Source organism: Sorangiineae bacterium MSr11954 (assembly GCA_037157815.1).
Classification (GTDB): Bacteria; Myxococcota_A; Polyangia; order Polyangiales; family Polyangiaceae; genus Pendulispora; species Pendulispora albinea.
Window position 1 is genome coordinate 11324182 of record CP089984.1, and the last position, 15818, is coordinate 11339999.

A 15818-nucleotide genomic window follows, 5' to 3' on the forward strand; every position below is an offset into this window, starting at 1 on the left:
GGCCGTCCGGTTTTCTTTGCCGTGCGGCCCGAGCGCACCTTCCGCGATGAACCACGATGTGCGAGCGCCCATGGATGCTCTGTCGGAGGCCCTTCGCAGCTTTCGGATCACCGGCGCCGTCTTCTTCAACGCCGAGCTCACCGCCCCTTGGGGCTTCTCATCGAAGGCCGCGAGCGACGTGGCGCATCTTCTTGCGCCGGGCACCGAGCACCTCGTCTTGTTCCACCTGGTGACCGAGGGACGCGCCACGGCATCCATCGCGGGGCACGGAAATGTGGAGCTCGAGGCGGGCGACATCGTCGTCTTTCCGCACGGTGACGCCCACGAGCTGCGTCATGGGCACGTGGCCGTGCTCACCGACAGCGCCGAGCTGCTCCCCAAGATCCTCTCCGGATCGCTCGAGGTGGAACGCGGTGGCGGCGGCGGGGAGCCGACCAAGTTCGTGTGCGGCTACTTCGGGTGCGAGCGCTACGCCGAGCGCCTCTTTCTCGCGGGTCTGCCGCCGGTGTTCAAGGTCGACGTCCGCGGCGACGCCGCCGGCGCGTGGCTCGAGACCTCCATCCGCCATCTGGTGTCCGAGGTCGAATCCCCGCGCGCGGGCCGGCGGGCGCTGCTCTCGAAGCTCTCGGAGGCGCTCTTCATCGAGGTGCTCTGCAGGTACATGGACGCGCTGCCCCCCGAACGAATCGGCTGGCTCGCGGCCGCCCGCGATCCCATGGTCGGCAAGGCCCTCGCGTGCATCCATGGCGCCCCGGCGCGAGCATGGACCTTGGCCAGCTTGGCCCGCGAAGCAGGCACCTCGCGCACCGTCCTGGTCGACCGATTCACGCACTTGCTGGGGCAATCACCGCTCGCATACCTCGGTCGCTGGCGGCTCCAGATCGCGGCCCGGCTCCTCGAGACCACCGATCGCAAAGTCCTGCAAGTGGCGCTCGACGTCGGCTACGAGTCGGAGGCCGCCTTCAATCGCGCTTTCAAGCGCGAGCTCGGCGCGCCTCCCGCCCGCTATCGCCGGAGCGTGCGTGAGACCATGACGGGGCTCGTCGCGCGCGGGCACTGAGGTTCGGCCCCAGCGCGATGCGGAGCCGAACCTCGATGGATGATGCCGTGCTTCGTTTATCGACTTACGGCTTTTGCGTGCAAAGCGAGTATTCGCCGCTTCCGCTGTACGAGTAAACGCGCCACCGGTACTTGCCTGCCGTACCCGGATAGGAAACGGACTCGTTCGACGTGGAACCGTCGGACTTGCTCACCTGGGCCCACGAAGTGCCATTCCACTTCTGCAGGAAAAGGTCGAAATCGGTGCCGCCCGGCCCAACGAGCTTCGCCCCGTGCGTTCCCGAGACCGTGCTGTCGTAGCCGCTGTCGCTCGGCTGGAAGGCCTGCGTGCCGGTACCCGTCAAGGTGCCCTTGTAGGAGGTGCCCGTGCAGGTCGGGCCTCCGCCGATGTCGGCGTTCGCGGCGAGCTTGAGGGTCGAGTTCAGGAGATCGCGGACGCGGCGCACCTTTCGGCCGCCGTTTTCGGCGACGATCTTGGAAACGTCGTCCGTGGGCTGGTGATAGTCGGAATGCAGGTTGCCGCCGCCGGCCGGGTTGCTCAGGCCCTCGAAGACGAAGAGCACGTCCTCGTTCTTGTCGTAGAAGGAGGCGCCGTCCTGGCGCCGCGCGTAGGCGGCGATATCGTGGTTGATCCGATCGAACGGATCCGGCAGCGCGTTGTTCGCTTGTGTGAGCAACGCCGAGAGATAGCTCGTCGTCCCGTCCGACTTGGTGTCGATCACGCTGATGCGTTGATCGTCCCAGCGCCCGACCATATCCATGTTGACGACGCCCACGATCTGCGAAAGCCCGATGCCCGCGATGGGGTGATCGACGAAATACTTCGATCCCACCAGGCCGTCTTCCTCGGCCGACGTCCAGAAGAACAGGATCGAGCGATTCAATTCGCCATTGGCCTTGGCCTGCGCGAGCAGCGGCACCAAGGAGAGGAGAACGGAGCTCCCGGATCCGTTGTCGTCGGCGCCGTTGTACACGGCCCCGCCCGAGCCCACGCCGAGGTGGTCGAGGTGGGCCATGGCGACGATGACTTCGTTCTTCTTCGGGCCGGTGCCTTCCAAGGTCGCGAGCACGTTGTGCGTGTTGCCCGCGAGCACCGCATCGGAGCGCTGGGCGAGGGCGCTCGCCTCGGGGGACGACGACTTCGGATCGATGTAGAAGCCATGCTCGAACTGCGAGCTGCCGTACGACGACGGATCGCGCGTATCGAGGCTATGCACGTGTGCCGCTCGCTGTCCTTCCGGCGTGAGATCGGCCGCCAGCGCACCCTGTTGAAACGACTGCGCATACGGACCGTTCGAGTCGCCCGGGTTGGGGCCGACCAATCCGTACTTCTTGACGAAGTCCGTCACATACGTCGCCGCCTTGTCGAAGTCCGCGGATGGCGCATTGCGCCCGCGAAGCGCATCGCTCGCCAGATACTCGAGGTGCACCATCGGATCGGTATCATCCGCAAGGGCCTCCGCCGTCAATGTGCTCCCGGTGCGCGCACCGTTCGCATTGTTATTGTTGGCCAGCTCCGAGGGAGCCAGCGCCGTGACATCGCGAGAATTCGCGTCGCTGCAAGCCCATAGCGCCAAAACGGTCAGCGATGTGACGACCACCCCGCGTGTTCTCATTGAAAACCTCCGAGACGAGAGAAGATTGGCTGTTTATGGCGAGAAATGTGGGCTCCGCCGATTCAACAAGTGCGCAATTATCGAGATCCGTCACGCAGGATCCACCGAAATGAACTCGAGCCTCGCATTTGGTGTTCCCGAGTCATCGGTCGAGTCGCAGAGCCATATTTCTACAAAGAGAGGTCTATGGCGATGGACTGCCCGCCGCGAAGGAGACGACCCGCCCATGCTCGCTCCACGAAACCGCCCTTCCGGCGCGCGAACTCCGTGTAAGTAGCCGACTTTCGGACGCGTCTTCGATGACGCACCGCTACAATTTGCGCGCGCCCTTCGCATCGGCCGTGGGGCACCTACCGGCGGACAAGCACGTTGGGGGCCGATCGTTGCCGCCGCCACGGTTCAGCCGTTCGTGTTTCCTTGGCGCATTCATCCCAAGAACGGTGGGATGAACGATGCGAAGCACGCTCCGTGCGCGCCCGCGGCGCGATGTCATGAGGACATTTGATTCCTCGGGCCGAGGAACATAAGCGATACGTTGTGCGAGTCGTTGCCCAAAAAGTCCGACTTGAATTTGGTTTCGCCTTCTGTCGCCGGCGCCAAATCCATTTAAGATGGTATCTCGATCAGCGGAAATAAAATCTGTATTTGCGATGAATGCATTTTCGAATTTGCTTCGGATCTCGGGCGCCGCGCTATCGGTGGCGCAAATGATCCCGTAAAACGTGCGCTGCACATTACGCGCCATGCGATGAAAAATGTGGACCGTCTCTGCAACTTCGGTCGACGACGCGCGTCTCCCGAATATGAGAACATTCTTTTCCCTGCTTTTGGGGATGTCCATGGTAGCGGTAGGGTCGACTGCTTGCAGCGACGCGAGCTCCGCAGATTCACACGATCCGCCCGCTGCGCTCGAGCGCGAGGCGAACCTCGCCGTCACGCCGCCCGCGGAGAGCGCACCGTCAGGGGACCTGGCGCGTTCTGCCGTCGCTCGATTCGAGCCCGTATGCGAAACGACGCCTCGAAGCGATGCGTTTTGGTCCACCGTGGGGGACTATTCGCTGGTCTGGAATGGCGAGGGCCATGGGATTGCATGGGCGGATTACGGGAGCGCGGAGAAGCGCCTGTTCTTTGCGCGGCTCGACGCCAATGGTAAACAAATTGGCAGCGCGACGACCGTTGCGACGAACTTTTCATACGGAAATAAGCTCGTCTTCAATGGAACGGAATATGGTTTGGCGTTTGCCACCTACCGCAGCGGCGGGCGGGTCCTCGAGTTCGTGCGGTTCGATGCATCCGGCAAGCTGCTCGGCGAGCCGCTCCATGTCACCCTCGGCGAGGTCTACGGCGATCTCGACCTGGTCTACGCGGACGGCCAATACGCCGTCGTCTGGAGAGAGAATCGCCGCCCGGGCGCCGCGATTGCCCTCCTCCGCATCGACGCCAACGGGCAGAAGATCGGCAACGAAATCGTCCTTCGCCATCGCAGTGAATTCGCGCACGACCCGACGATCGTCGCGACCAACGACGCCTACGGCGTCGCGTGGGCCGACGCGCGGCATGGAAACGGGGACGAGGTTTACTTCACCCGCGTGAGCAAGGGCGGAGCGATCCTCGGGACGGAGCAGCGGATCACCGACAACGAGGGGCAATCCGAGCTCCCGGTCATCGCCTGGTCGGGATCGCAATATGGCCTTTTCTATTCGCAACGCCTGGACCCTACCAGCATGGAGGAGCGATTCGTCGCGCTCGATTCGAACGGGCAACGGGTGGGCAGCGAGCGTCTCGTCGCGGGCAACGTACGGTCCTATGGCCGCGTGAAGCGCGCCATCTGGACCGGCACCGAATACAGCGTCGCGTTCGGGCAGACGGATGGCGTCGGCATCCATCGTATCGCCCCCGACGGGACGGCGACCGCGCCGCGCAAGTTGCTCGGGCCCGGTCTCGATCCCACGTTTGCATGGAGTGGTAGCTCGTACCGTGCCATCTGGCGCGTGCCCGCAAGCAAGGAGCAATTCTTCGATTTGCGGATTAGCCCAGATTTGTGCCCCTGACGCCCGCGGTGGGGCGATCTCGGCATCGCCCCGCCGCACGCGCCCTCTTCCGCCACATCGAGCACCTCGCGGGCGCGCTCTCGTCCGAACCGGCCGCGCGCGCAGCGCATGGCGAACACGCGACCGATGTTCGTGCGCCTCGCGCGCCTTAGTCCTCGAAGTGATCCGTGCTCTCGCGATCGCGGTCGTATCGTCTTGCGAGCGGAAACGAAGGTAACCAGGACGGGCGTCGGATCATCCAGAGCTCGTAGGTTGGCTTCAGTTGATCGGGGGCGTCCAGGGAGCCTACGTTCACGGCGATTCCATCTGCGCTTTGTGAGAAGACGGACGAGCCGCAGCGGGGACAGAAGAACCGCCCGGCGAAGTCGCGTGTTTCGCCTTCGATCGTCACCGCGTCCTGAGGGAACACCGCAGAAGTATGAAAAAGGGCGCCATGATGCTTGCGGCAGTCGAGACAGTGACAAATGCCGACCCGGTATGGGCGTCCCGACGCCACGATTCGGACGTTACCGCACAGACAACCGCCTTTGAATCGGTCCATGCTGCGTCTCCTCTGAAGTCGAACGTTCGGACTGGTTGCACGAACCCCGTCGGACGTCGATGAAGATGCGCCGCGCTATGACCCGCGCGAGCTGGAGACCCAAACGGCATTGGGTCGTTTTATCCAACGAAGCCCCTCGGAAAAACGAGGAGAAAAGTCGTTCCGAGGGGCTTGCCTCCGAATTGGAGGCGAGAAGGGCGGATGGGAGTCGCTCAGCAGCCGCTGCAGGTGCAGCGCTGGGCCCCGGTGGCGGCGATATGACCGCAAGCGAGCGGGATGGGCCCCGACTTGTATATCTCTGGCGTGTTCACGAACGTATTTCCAGGTTGCACGTACGACTTGATATCAGGTGTCGGCGAGAGCCATACCGAATCACCTGGTGCGGCGCTCGCGATTTGTCCGTGAAAATAGTTGCCGCACAACCATAGGTTGATATCTCGTCCCTGAAGGATCACTCGGCGATAGAGCGTGCAGCCTCGTTGTGCAAGACTCTCGGGGGATTCGGCCGACTCTGCCCCATCCCCTCGACTCGTTGGGACTTGCTCTTGCAAGGTCGACTCTTCGGCATTGCTCGTTTCCTCGACCGCGGAGCCTGTCGCGGCACACCCGCTGACAAGAAGGCCGACGAGCATCGAGGAGCCGACGAAGGATTTGCCTAGTTTCATGAAGGTGCCTGTTGGTTATGGCGTGCACGTCAATGGCACGCCGAATTGGACCGCGTTCGCCTCGAGGCAAAGCGAATGCCAACACGAAGAGGCGCGCCGATCGATTAGCGAAGTTGTCTATGTGCTGGGAAAAAAGCCTCGGCCGCTCCGAACCGATACAAGCTGCTCGCCGCCCGTGTACCCGTTTGGTACACTCTCCTCGATACCGCCGATACATTGGTACACCCCGGCGGGTGCGCTCGCTCGTTTCGCGCCAAGGCCCGCGGGCTCGTGCTTGGTCGCGATCGACCGCGCGATATCCCTACAGCGCCCGCCGAGGCGAACCTTGCCCGCATGTACATGACGGTTGGTGGCTTGCTCCTCCGTGTCGCCCGTCGGCGTTCTTCTCGAGGAGCAAGCTCGCTCGCCCAACTACGGGCGCCTGACGTAGGCGGGTCAGCCTTGCGAAATCGAGCGCGCCGTTCCCTCGACGAGGAAGCTCGCACGGAGCGACGTAAAAAGGTGCACTCCGCGCCTCTCCAGCTCCAACTTATGCCATAGATGGGGGCTTGCGGCAAGCCCCCTATCGTGCCGCATAGTCGGGTCGCTCCATCGCGAAATCTTTCATCGGGAAAGAGAGAGAGTCCTATGGAAAAGTATGTGCTCGACTTTGCAGACGTCGACAAAACGAAACTTCGGCTGGTTGGCGGTAAAGGCGCGAACCTGGGAGAGCTCTCCCGAATCGAGGGGATCCGCGTTCCAGATGGCTTCTGCGTTTCCACGGAAGCCTTCGCGCGAATCATGGGGGAAGCCCCGGCTGTTCATGAATGGCTCAATCGGCTATCGGGCCTCGAGCCGGAACAGCGCGAGAGAATCGGTGAACTGAGCCAGGAGATCCGCCGGATCATCGAAGGAGTTGCCGTCCCGGAGGACATTCGGGTCGAGGTATCGAGCGCCCTCACCCGGTTGGGAGCCCATCATGCCTATGCCGTTCGCTCCAGCGCCACCGCGGAAGATCTACCGACGGCGTCCTTCGCGGGCCAGCAGGATACGTACTTGAACGTCATCGGCGAGCAGGAGATTTTGCGGCACATCCGCCGCTGCTGGGCATCGCTCTTTACGGATCGGGCGGTAACGTATCGCCTTCGAAACGGCTTCGACCACCGGCAGGTCCGCTTGGCGGTGGTCATCCAGCGGATGATCGTCCCGCAGGCTGCCGGAGTCCTGTTTACGGCCGATCCCATCAGCTCCAATCGAAAGGTCTCGACCATCGATGCCAGCTTCGGCCTGGGGGAGGCGCTGGTTTCTGGTCGGGTGAGCGCGGACGTCTACAAAGTTCGCGATGGGAAGGTCATCGACAAGAAGGTTTCCACCAAGAAGCTGGCCATCCATGCGTTGCCGGCTGGCGGCACGATCGAGCAGGAGATCGGGCCGGGGTCGCAAAACAGGCAAACGCTGACCGACGAGCAGATTTTGCAGCTCGAGCGCCTCGGCAGAAAGCTCGAAGGGCACTTCGGCCATCCCCAAGACATCGAATGGTGTTTGGCCGACGGCACCTTTCACGTCGTCCAGAGCCGTCCGATTACGACATTGTATCCCGTCCCGCGAGCGGCGGATCGTGCAAATCACGTTTACGTATCCGTCGGCCATCAACAAATGATGACGGATCCGATGAAGCCATTGGGGCTGTCTTTGTTCCAGATCACCGCCGCGAGGTCCATGTTCGAGGCGGGGGGAAGGCTGTTCGTCGACGTCACCAAGGGCCTGGCATCGGCGGCCAGCAGGGCCAATTTGCTGGACATTTTGGGGCAATCCGATCCGCTCATCGAAAATGCGTTGGTCACCCTGCTGGAGCGGGGAGATTTCATCGAATCGACACCGGGCGATCCGTCGGACCTCGGCCGGATCAAGAGCCATCGCGGCATGTCGTCGGCCGACATCTTAGCGCCGGTCGAGAACGATCCGGGGATGGTTTCGGATCTGATCGAGCGTAGTGAAGCGGCGCTCGCCGCATTACGGCAAAACATTCGGTCGAAGTCGGGGCCGGAGCTGTTCGATTTCATCTTGGAGGATATCCAGCAGCTGACCAAGACATTGTGGGACTCGAAGAACCTGGCGGCGATCGTCGCCGGGATCCATGCTTCGGCGTGGATCAACGACAAGATGAAGGAGTGGTTGGGCGAAAAGAACGCAGCCGACACCATTGCCCAATCCGTACCCGACAACATCACGTCGGAGATGGGCCTGGCGCTGTTGGACATCGCCGATGTGATTCGTCCTTATCCGGAGGTCATCGAGCATTTGCAGCGGGCCACGGGCGACGACGTTCTGGATGGCCTGGCGAAGCTCGACGGCGGGCGGGAGACCCGGGATGCGCTCGGCGCGTTTCTCGACAAATATGGGATGCGATGCGTCGGAGAGATCGATATTACCAGGCCTCGCTGGAGCGAACGACCGGAGACGCTCGTCCCCTTGATCCTCGGCAATGTAAAAAATACCCCGCCTGGGTCTGGTAAACGAAAATTCGAAGAGCGCCGACAGGAAGCGTTGAGAAAAGAACAGGCGCTCTTGGAACGATTGAAGCAACTCCCGGATGGTGAACGGAGAGCTTCGGAAACGAAGCAGATGATCGAGCTCGTCCGAAAATTCATGGGTTACCGTGAGTACCCGAAGTACGGGAAAGTGAGCCGCTACTTCGTGTACAAGCAGGCCTTGTTGAAGGAGGCCGAACGGCTCGTGCGAGAGGGCGTGATCGACGAAAAAGAGGATATCTACTATCTCACGTTCGACGAGCTGCAGGAGGTCGCGCGCACTCGCCGGCTGGATCGATCGATCATCGGCCAACGAAAGGACGAGCACAGATCGTTCGAAAAGCTAACCCCACCGAGGGTCATCACGTCCGACGGCGAAATCATCGCAGGGGAGTACAAACGAAGAAATCTCCCGGCCGAAGCCATGGTCGGCCTGCCGGTTTCTTCCGGCGTCACGGAGGGGCGAGCACGCGTCATTCTCGACATGAAGGACGCCGAGCTGGAGGAGGGCGATATCTTGATCACCCCGTTCACGGATCCCAGCTGGACACCCCTGTTCGTATCGATAAAAGGCCTGGTGACCGAGGTGGGAGGGCTGATGACCCATGGCGCGGTCATCGCCCGCGAATACGGGTTACCGGCCGTCGTTGGGGTGGAGCACGCGACCCAGCGGATCAAGGACGGCCAGAGGATTCGCGTGAACGGCACGGACGGATACGTGGAAATACTCTAGGCGAGGCCGTGGCGCGTGCTTTTTCGATTTTGGACGAGATCCATGATTTCGCCACGAAATCGCGCGCGCCACGAGGCGGCTCTCGTACGAGCGCGGCCAGGAGCGGCATGTCGGTGGATGTTATCGCGCGAACGCGCTCGCCGGCCGCTGCCCGACCGCGCCGATCCGACGGGGCGGCAAACGGAGAACGACGAAGCGCCTATGGGATCATCACCAGGATTTGATTGCTGAACCCGGAGGGGTACTCGTGCTCTCCCCACGCCCGAACGGTGAAATAGTTCGGACCTGATTCGATGACGCCCATGTGCCATAGCTTCTCGAGGGTGATATGGGTGTCTGCGGTATTGTCCACTGCGACACCGTTCGCGTACAGCTCGTAGTACACGGACGAGTCGTGGGTCGAGGGATCCCACTCGAGCCGGTCGGGCCGGCCATCGACATCGACCGCGCGCAGATTCTCGGGCGTGGTGGGCGGCGGTCCAGTTCTGGGCAAGGTGGTGAATGTGAGCGACGTTTCGGCGGATTGGTTGCCGGCCCGGTCGACCGCTTTGACCCGCGCGACATAGGTCTTCCCCGATTCCAGTCCGCCCAGGCGATCGGTGGTCGTCCTCGTCTCCGCAAGGTTCCAGGTGGTGGGCTCGATTTGGAAGCTGTAATAGTAAATCTCTCCCGAGTTGTCCGTCGATGGATCCCAGGCGAATCGTGCCCACGTGAACGATACTTGCACGGCCCGCAGGTTCGTGGGAGCGGTCGGCGGAGTGGTATCGCGTCCGGCCGAGGCCGGAGCCACCAGCACGGTGATCAGAAACACGAGCGCCATGGCGGCGCTGGCCAAAAAGCGATATCGAGTGAGCACGATCATGGTTACCTCCGGAGCTTTTTCCGCGCGGTACCCAAGGCAAAGAGCAAGCCTCGCGCTCGGGCTCGAAACGACGGCATCCCGTGAGGGCGCGCGGTGTCGTACGTTGCGCGTCGCAACACCGCCATGATCGATATGCAACACTGCGGCGGCTCGCGCGTGGCGTTCCTCCGATGCCTGCTGCCAGCCCGCACCTCCTACGAAACCCTGGTCAAGGCCCGCAGCGATCGCGCGGATCGAGGATTGGCGATCCTGGGCGGAGCAGGTCCGGTTTGTCGTGTCGGGTGCGGCGTCCGCCCGCTCGAGCGCCGGGCTGAGGCCGCAGCGATCGCGCGGATCGGGGATTGGCGGTCCTGGGCGGAGCAGGTCCGGTTTGTCGGGTGCTGTGTCCGCCGCTCGTGCGAGGGGCTGAGGCCGCAGCGATCGCGCGGATCGGGGATTGGCGATCCTGGGCGGAGCAGGTCCGGTTTGTCGTGTCGGGTGCTGCGTCCGCCGCTCGTGCGACGGGCTGAAGATCGGCTGCGGGACCGGACGAGTTGTGAGCGATGGATGGATCGGATCACGTCCTCGAACCGGCCATGCGCGCACGCGTCCGATCCGCGGGCTTTAGCGTTTCGCCAGCGTGGCCGTCCAGGTGGGGGCGACCTCCGAGGCCAAATCGAGCAGTGGCTTCGGAATATCGCTGCTGCCCGTCAGCTGCCGGATCTCGAGCGTGTTATCGGTGCCGAGGCCGGTCGGGCAGCGCAGGGCCCACGCCTTTGCCTCTTCCAGCGACGGTACGTCGATGATGTAAAAGCCGCCCACCAGCTCCTTCGATTCGGCGAATGGGCCGTCGAGCACCTTGCGTTTCCCACCCGAGACGCCGACGCGTGCCCCGGGTGCGTCGGGCAGCAGCCCTTCGGCGGCGACCAGAACGCCCGCCTTTTGGAGCTCTTCGTTGAAGCGCATGTAGCGGACGAAGAGCTCTTCGTCGAAGGGGGCTTCGTTGGGTTCAGCGTTATCGTCACGACGGGCGGTGATGATGAAGCGCATGCTTTCTCTCCTTGAAACGCAGCTGCCGAAGGATTCGGTGTTTTACCAAGCGTCGATTGGCTCTTCGTCCGATCGACATGGTCGACCATTTTTTCGACCCGCGCGCGACATCCCGGCCGATGTGGACGTCCCCCCGGGCATCGCGTTCGCGGACGGCCGCTCTCATGGAGCTTTCCGGGAATGACCGGCGGAGCCGAGGCGGGGGAGCCGAGAAAGCCGGACCGGGGGCGGAATCGACGCAGCGAGGCCGAGGCGGGGGAGGCGAGGCGGGGGAGCCGAGACGCCGGAGCCGCGTCGCCGTCGATGCGCCGGAGCCGACGCAGCGGGATGCGCGGGCATGCCGGCGGTCGACGTGCTCAAGATGGTTCTCGACCCGAGCGCTGCGCAAGCTCCGTCGCCCGCTCGGTGTGAGCGCTCACATAAGCATCGGCCGCCACCTCGAAGCCGCCGGCCTCTTTCTTCAGCTCCCGTATCAGCTCGTAGCTGAGTGCCTTGATCTCGGCCGCCCGTTCCCTTGCCCTGACGAGCGCGACGATGCGCCACCACCGCCTGCGTGGATACGACGTGCCCAGGATGCTCATGGCCTTTCGCACGAGCGCCGCGGCGCGCGGCATACCGACGGCAACCAGGCCCGCGGCGGCTTCGGGAACCACCACGCCTGTCGAGCCCCAAAATACCCCGTCCAAGCCGATTTTACGAACTTCGATTTGGCACCCATGGGCCGCGAGCACGTGCCGCAGCTCCGGCGGTGCTTTGGCGAGATCGGACAGAAAGGATCTCGGTCCGTGGTGGATATCGACTTCATAGCGTCGAACGGCAGCTTGGTACAGATCCCCTGGATTGCGCCCTATCTCGCCTCGCTCGAACAACATCCGATCGTGCTCCGACAGCGCGGCCACGGCTTGCTCGAAGACCGAGCGCAGCAGCGGATCGTCGGGCGTGATGGGCCTCCAATCGCGCGGAGGCGGAGTGCTCCCGAGCATCTCCCACATCTTGGCCTCGACCCGCCAATAGGGGTTGGGCATCCCGTAGGTGACGTGATGGTGGAACGCGAAGGGCTGCCCGTCGGGGATCTTCGCGCGAGCTTCCCCGGTGAAGATGTCCTTGCGATCGCGCAGTTGATTGCGCATTTCGTCATGGATGTTCCGTAGGACGAAGTCGCGAATCAGCTCCGGCATCTCGCGCCGCTTGAGCGCATCCTGAATGGCATACTGCGCGAGCATCATGGCGGGCGGGCCATCGAGCACCTTCGCCAATTCGTTCATCGGTACTCCTGGATTGGCGCGCAGGTAGTCCCATACCGAGGTATGACCGCGTTCGCGTACGAGCGCGGGGGCGTCGAAGAATTCCGCGAGATCGATCTCCTCATCGCCGTCCGTCCTGCGCCGCCTGCGGCGGAGGAACCACGCACCTAGCCCAGCGATGGCGATCACGAGAAGCGTGCCGGGAATGCTCAATGTCGCTCCATGCGTCGTCGAAATCCCATGCGTGGCCGGGAGTCTACCAGCGCGCGCTCCTCGTGCGCCACCCTGCGCACCTTTCCCCTCTCGGAGCTCCGTCGATGACGAAGACTAGCCCTTTCGCCAGACCGACACATGCTTGGTGCTCTCGTGCTCGAACGGCGAGCGGTCCCAGTCGGCCCAGCGGTGCTCGAGCGTCATGCCCGCCATTCGCGCCATCAAATCCAGCTCGCTCGGCCACACGTAGCGAAATGGTAACGAGGCGAATCGGCCCGTGGCCGGGTAACCGTAGTTGGAACTGTGTGCCTGGCTCGCGGTGTCGTACAGGTCGAACGCCCAAACGTCTGGACCGGTCTGGAAGGGTACGGCACGTTGACCGGGCGGCAGCTTCCGCAGCTCTGGGACCATCACCTCGATCACGAACCGGCCCCCTGGCACCAGGTGCGCGGATGCGTTGGCAAAGCAATCCACCTGGGCGTCCTGGGTCGTCAGATTCATGATGGTGTTGAAGACGAGGTAAACGAGCGAAAATTCGCCCGCGACGCGGGCGCTCGCCATATCGCCCATGGTCACCGGGATCGCGTCCCCGCCCGGCTTTCGCCGCAGCTGCGCGACCATATCCGTGGAGTACTCGATGCCTGTTACGGATACGCCGCGCGCTGCCAACGGCAGCGCGACACGGCCGGTTCCGATCGCGAGCTCGAGGGCTCGTCCGCCGGCCGCCAATGCCGCGAGCACATCGGCCGTTTCGGCGATCACCTTGGCTTGGAACTCGTGGCCGTCTCCCGCGTCGTAATCGTCCGCCACGTCCGCGGCGAAATAGTTCGGTAGCTCTGTCACGGGACAGCAGGATAACGCATCCTGCCGAGACCTACCCGTCCTTTGAACGTAGTCACCCAACGGCCAACGAACGATGGCCGGCAGCAAAAAGTGCGCGCGTCTCCACCTTTGCACGGCTCCCGCGCGCGATCGGCGGAGCGAACCTCGATTTCAACTGAAATCCGGGAAGGACGGCTTTGGGAGCTTGATCAGGATCTGCTCGGAGAAGCCGTTCGGCGCCGGCGATACGTGTTGTTTGAAGGCGGGGCATTCGACCTTCGGATCTTTGCCCTGGCTCGTCGCGGTCTGCTTGCAAGCCGAGATCTCGCTCCGCTCTTGCTCCGTGAACTTACGCACTTTGTAGAGGTGGTATCCGGCCTCGACGGCGCCGCGGAACAGCTTTCCCGAGAACGAGTCGGGCGCTATATTATGTGCAGAATACACAAGAATGAACTCCTCGCTGCCGCCCACGATCGCCGCGGCCATTTCGCTTGCATCCACCGGCGTCTTGTCCGGCCGAACCGCTGCAATGAACGCGAATGCGAGGCCCGCACTATCGATGACCTCCGCAGGCGGCGGATCATTGACGGGCAACGTAAACTTCCGGGGCGGTGCCGCGTCGATCGCTGCACGCGCCGTGCTCCGCGTGGCGAGGATCTGACCGCCTCCTTTGCTCCAGACCAAGGTCGCCACCGGCTCGCCGCTGTCGGCCGGCTTTTCGCCGGTCGCCGTGCCTTGGAGCGTCAGGCTTGCCGGAGGATTGTTTGGCGGGGGATTGGACTCGGAGGAGCATCCCGCGGCGAGGGCCAGCATGACCGACAGCGAAAGTGCGAATGGAATCGTACGAAAGGAGGAAACCATGCTCATGGGCCTCCATGGTACGCACGTTCGGCGAGAATCTTCCCACGAGCCAAGGCGCATCGCCGCCAATAGCTAGACCGTTCGCGAAGCCTCGTCGTCGAAACGCGCTCTTGCCGCCCTGAACGCATCGGCGTTCCCGATGACCCACGTCCACAACGGGATCATGCCGGCGAGGAGGCCGCGCCCAAGATCGGTGAGCGTGTAATCGACGCGCGGGGGCACCTCCTGGTGATCGTGCCTCGCGATCAGTCCATCGCGCTCGAGCTGCCGAAGCGTCCTGGTAAGCATGCGCCGTGTGACGCCGTCGAGCTTGCGGGCGAGCTCGGCGTGACGCAAGGTGCCCGAAACGCCCAATGCATGGACGACGCCGAGCGACCACCGGCTTCCGGCATGCGCGAGCACTTCGCGCTTGAGGCCGTCGTCGACTTCGCTCAGCGCATCGCATGCTTCCTGCGACCGCCGGATGATCTCGCGGATGGCGGACGAGTCGGGCTGTATCATCGATGTACCTTCTTTCCCTCTGCGAATCGGAATCCTATCTCGGAGGCTCCGGAAAGGAGCCTTCGTGTCCTACAAATCGCACGCAAACAACGTCCTCGTCCTCGGAGCCGGCGAGCTCGGGACCGCCGTCCTCCAGGAGTTGGCGCGCTCGCGCGAGCGAACCCACCTTTCGTCCGTATCGGTCTTGCTGCGCCCTGCGAGGGAACGCGCGGCCATGGGATCGCTCGACCTCGAGGTGGTCGAGGCCGACCTCGCGACGGCCACCGTGGACGATCTCGCGGCCATCTTCTCGCGGTTCGGTCGAATCATCTGCTGCACGGGGTTCGTGGGTGGAGCGGGCACGCAGCGGAAGATCACGGCCGCGGTGCTGCGCGCGGGCGTCGACCATTATATCCCGTGGCAATTCGGGGTGAATTACGACGTGATCGGGCGCGGCAGCGGCCAGAGTGTCTGGGACGAACAGCTCGATGTTCGCGACATGCTGCGCGCCCAGGACAAGGTTCGTTGGACCATCGTGTCCACCGGCATGTTCACCAGCTTCGTATTCCTCCCGGCGTTCGGCCTCGTCGATCTCGTGGGGAACAGGGTTCACGCGCTAGGTAACTGGGATTATCGACTTACCGTCACGACGCCGGAGGACATCGGGCGGGTGACGGCCCGGATCGTGACATCTCGCCCTCGGCCGGACGACACAATCGTCTTCGTGGCAGGCGATACCTTCTCCTATCGGGAGCTCGCCGACACCGTCGATCACGTGCTCGGCCGCAAGGTGCAGCGTATCCTGCGGTCGTTGCCCGAGCTTCAGGCCGACGCGGCGGCTCACCCCGACGACACCATGCGCAAATATCGATTGGCCTTTGCGCGCCCCGACGGGGTCGCCTGGCCGAAGGATCGGACATTCAATGCCGCGCAGGGCATGGCGATGGTCGACGTGGCGACCTGGCTGCGGGCGAATCGTCCACGAATTGCTGGATAAGGGCACCCATCGCGAGATCCGCCGATCGGAGCGCGATCCGCGCCCTATCCGACCTCGAAGCGCCGGACTAAAACTCGTCCGAAAGCTGGCCACGACCGAGGCGCATACCGGACGCCTGGCTTCGTCGCGCCGGCG

The 15818-nt window shown here is 63.4% G+C and carries 14 protein-coding genes; 4 read left to right on the plus strand and 10 right to left on the minus strand.

The window, feature by feature from the left end:
• The first annotated feature begins 70 nt into the window (after positions 1-70).
• Positions 71-1060, plus strand: a complete 990-nt coding sequence (locus LZC94_44420) for an AraC family transcriptional regulator (GenBank protein WXB14852.1) — start codon at positions 71-73, stop codon at positions 1058-1060.
• Positions 1061-1124: 64 nt separating this feature from the next.
• Here the strand turns inward: LZC94_44420 and LZC94_44425 are convergent, their stop codons facing one another.
• Positions 1125-2675 carry a M28 family peptidase gene (locus tag LZC94_44425; GenBank protein ID WXB14853.1) on the minus strand — a complete coding sequence of 517 codons (1551 nt, stop codon included), beginning with the start codon at positions 2673-2675 and terminating at the stop codon, positions 1125-1127.
• Positions 2676-2985: 310 nt separating this feature from the next.
• Complete coding sequence (locus tag LZC94_44430; GenBank protein WXB14854.1) at positions 2986-3516, minus strand: hypothetical protein; 531 nt, start codon at positions 3514-3516, stop codon at positions 2986-2988.
• On the opposite strand from LZC94_44430, the gene LZC94_44435 reads away from it, so the two are divergent.
• Positions 3509-4726, plus strand: coding sequence for a hypothetical protein (locus LZC94_44435; GenBank protein ID WXB14855.1), 1218 nt, complete (start codon positions 3509-3511; stop codon positions 4724-4726). The genes LZC94_44430 and LZC94_44435 overlap by 8 nt on opposite strands.
• 148 nt (positions 4727-4874) lie before the next feature.
• Here LZC94_44435 and LZC94_44440 read toward each other — a convergent pair whose 3' ends face one another.
• Positions 4875-5267 carry a GFA family protein gene (locus LZC94_44440; protein WXB14856.1) on the minus strand — a complete coding sequence of 131 codons (393 nt, stop codon included), beginning with the start codon at positions 5265-5267 and terminating at the stop codon, positions 4875-4877.
• Between the two features lie 212 nt (positions 5268-5479).
• Positions 5480-5932 carry a hypothetical protein gene (locus LZC94_44445; GenBank protein WXB14857.1) on the minus strand — a complete coding sequence of 151 codons (453 nt, stop codon included), beginning with the start codon at positions 5930-5932 and terminating at the stop codon, positions 5480-5482.
• A gap of 627 nt (positions 5933-6559) precedes the next feature.
• Between LZC94_44445 and ppsA the strand changes: the two genes are divergently transcribed.
• Positions 6560-9175 carry a phosphoenolpyruvate synthase gene (gene ppsA / locus LZC94_44450; protein WXB14858.1) on the plus strand — a complete coding sequence of 872 codons (2616 nt, stop codon included), beginning with the start codon at positions 6560-6562 and terminating at the stop codon, positions 9173-9175.
• Between the two features lie 199 nt (positions 9176-9374).
• Here ppsA and LZC94_44455 read toward each other — a convergent pair whose 3' ends face one another.
• The 6 genes from LZC94_44455 to LZC94_44480 form a co-directional block, all read right to left on the minus strand.
• Positions 9375-10037: a fibronectin type III domain-containing protein gene (locus tag LZC94_44455; GenBank protein ID WXB14859.1), complete on the minus strand. Its 663-nt coding sequence runs from the start codon at positions 10035-10037 to the stop codon at positions 9375-9377.
• A gap of 603 nt (positions 10038-10640) precedes the next feature.
• Positions 10641-11066, minus strand: coding sequence for a YciI family protein (locus LZC94_44460; GenBank protein WXB14860.1), 426 nt, complete (start codon positions 11064-11066; stop codon positions 10641-10643).
• A gap of 356 nt (positions 11067-11422) precedes the next feature.
• Positions 11423-12523, minus strand: coding sequence for a DMP19 family protein (locus LZC94_44465; GenBank protein ID WXB14861.1), 1101 nt, complete (start codon positions 12521-12523; stop codon positions 11423-11425).
• A gap of 114 nt (positions 12524-12637) precedes the next feature.
• Positions 12638-13366 carry a class I SAM-dependent methyltransferase gene (locus LZC94_44470; GenBank protein ID WXB14862.1) on the minus strand — a complete coding sequence of 243 codons (729 nt, stop codon included), beginning with the start codon at positions 13364-13366 and terminating at the stop codon, positions 12638-12640.
• Positions 13367-13516: 150 nt separating this feature from the next.
• Entirely contained in the window at positions 13517-14212 is a 696-nt protein-coding gene (locus tag LZC94_44475; GenBank protein ID WXB14863.1) for a hypothetical protein, read from the minus strand.
• Between the two features lie 66 nt (positions 14213-14278).
• A complete protein-coding gene (locus LZC94_44480; GenBank protein ID WXB14864.1) occupies positions 14279-14707 on the minus strand; it encodes a helix-turn-helix transcriptional regulator in 429 nt (142 codons plus the stop codon).
• Positions 14708-14771: 64 nt separating this feature from the next.
• Between LZC94_44480 and LZC94_44485 the strand changes: the two genes are divergently transcribed.
• Positions 14772-15683 carry an aromatic alcohol reductase gene (locus LZC94_44485; GenBank protein ID WXB14865.1) on the plus strand — a complete coding sequence of 304 codons (912 nt, stop codon included), beginning with the start codon at positions 14772-14774 and terminating at the stop codon, positions 15681-15683.
• Positions 15684-15818 lie beyond the last annotated feature (135 nt).

Bases quoted from the DNA above. Each gene is read 5' to 3' on its own strand.
- LZC94_44420 (WXB14852.1), top strand. From the start codon at position 71: ATGGATGCTCTGTCGGAGGCCCTTCGCAGCTTTCGGATCACCGGCGCC.
- LZC94_44425 (WXB14853.1), bottom strand. From the start codon at position 2,675: ATGAGAACACGCGGGGTGGTCGTCACATCGCTGACCGTTTTGGCGCTA.
- LZC94_44435 (WXB14855.1), top strand. From the start codon at position 3,509: ATGTCCATGGTAGCGGTAGGGTCGACTGCTTGCAGCGACGCGAGCTCC.
- LZC94_44430 (WXB14854.1), bottom strand. From the start codon at position 3,516: ATGGACATCCCCAAAAGCAGGGAAAAGAATGTTCTCATATTCGGGAGA.
- LZC94_44440 (WXB14856.1), bottom strand. From the start codon at position 5,267: ATGGACCGATTCAAAGGCGGTTGTCTGTGCGGTAACGTCCGAATCGTG.
- LZC94_44445 (WXB14857.1), bottom strand. From the start codon at position 5,932: ATGAAACTAGGCAAATCCTTCGTCGGCTCCTCGATGCTCGTCGGCCTT.
- ppsA (WXB14858.1), top strand. From the start codon at position 6,560: ATGGAAAAGTATGTGCTCGACTTTGCAGACGTCGACAAAACGAAACTT.
- LZC94_44455 (WXB14859.1), bottom strand. From the start codon at position 10,037: ATGATCGTGCTCACTCGATATCGCTTTTTGGCCAGCGCCGCCATGGCG.
- LZC94_44460 (WXB14860.1), bottom strand. From the start codon at position 11,066: ATGCGCTTCATCATCACCGCCCGTCGTGACGATAACGCTGAACCCAAC.
- LZC94_44475 (WXB14863.1), bottom strand. From the start codon at position 14,212: ATGAGCATGGTTTCCTCCTTTCGTACGATTCCATTCGCACTTTCGCTG.
- LZC94_44480 (WXB14864.1), bottom strand. From the start codon at position 14,707: ATGATACAGCCCGACTCGTCCGCCATCCGCGAGATCATCCGGCGGTCG.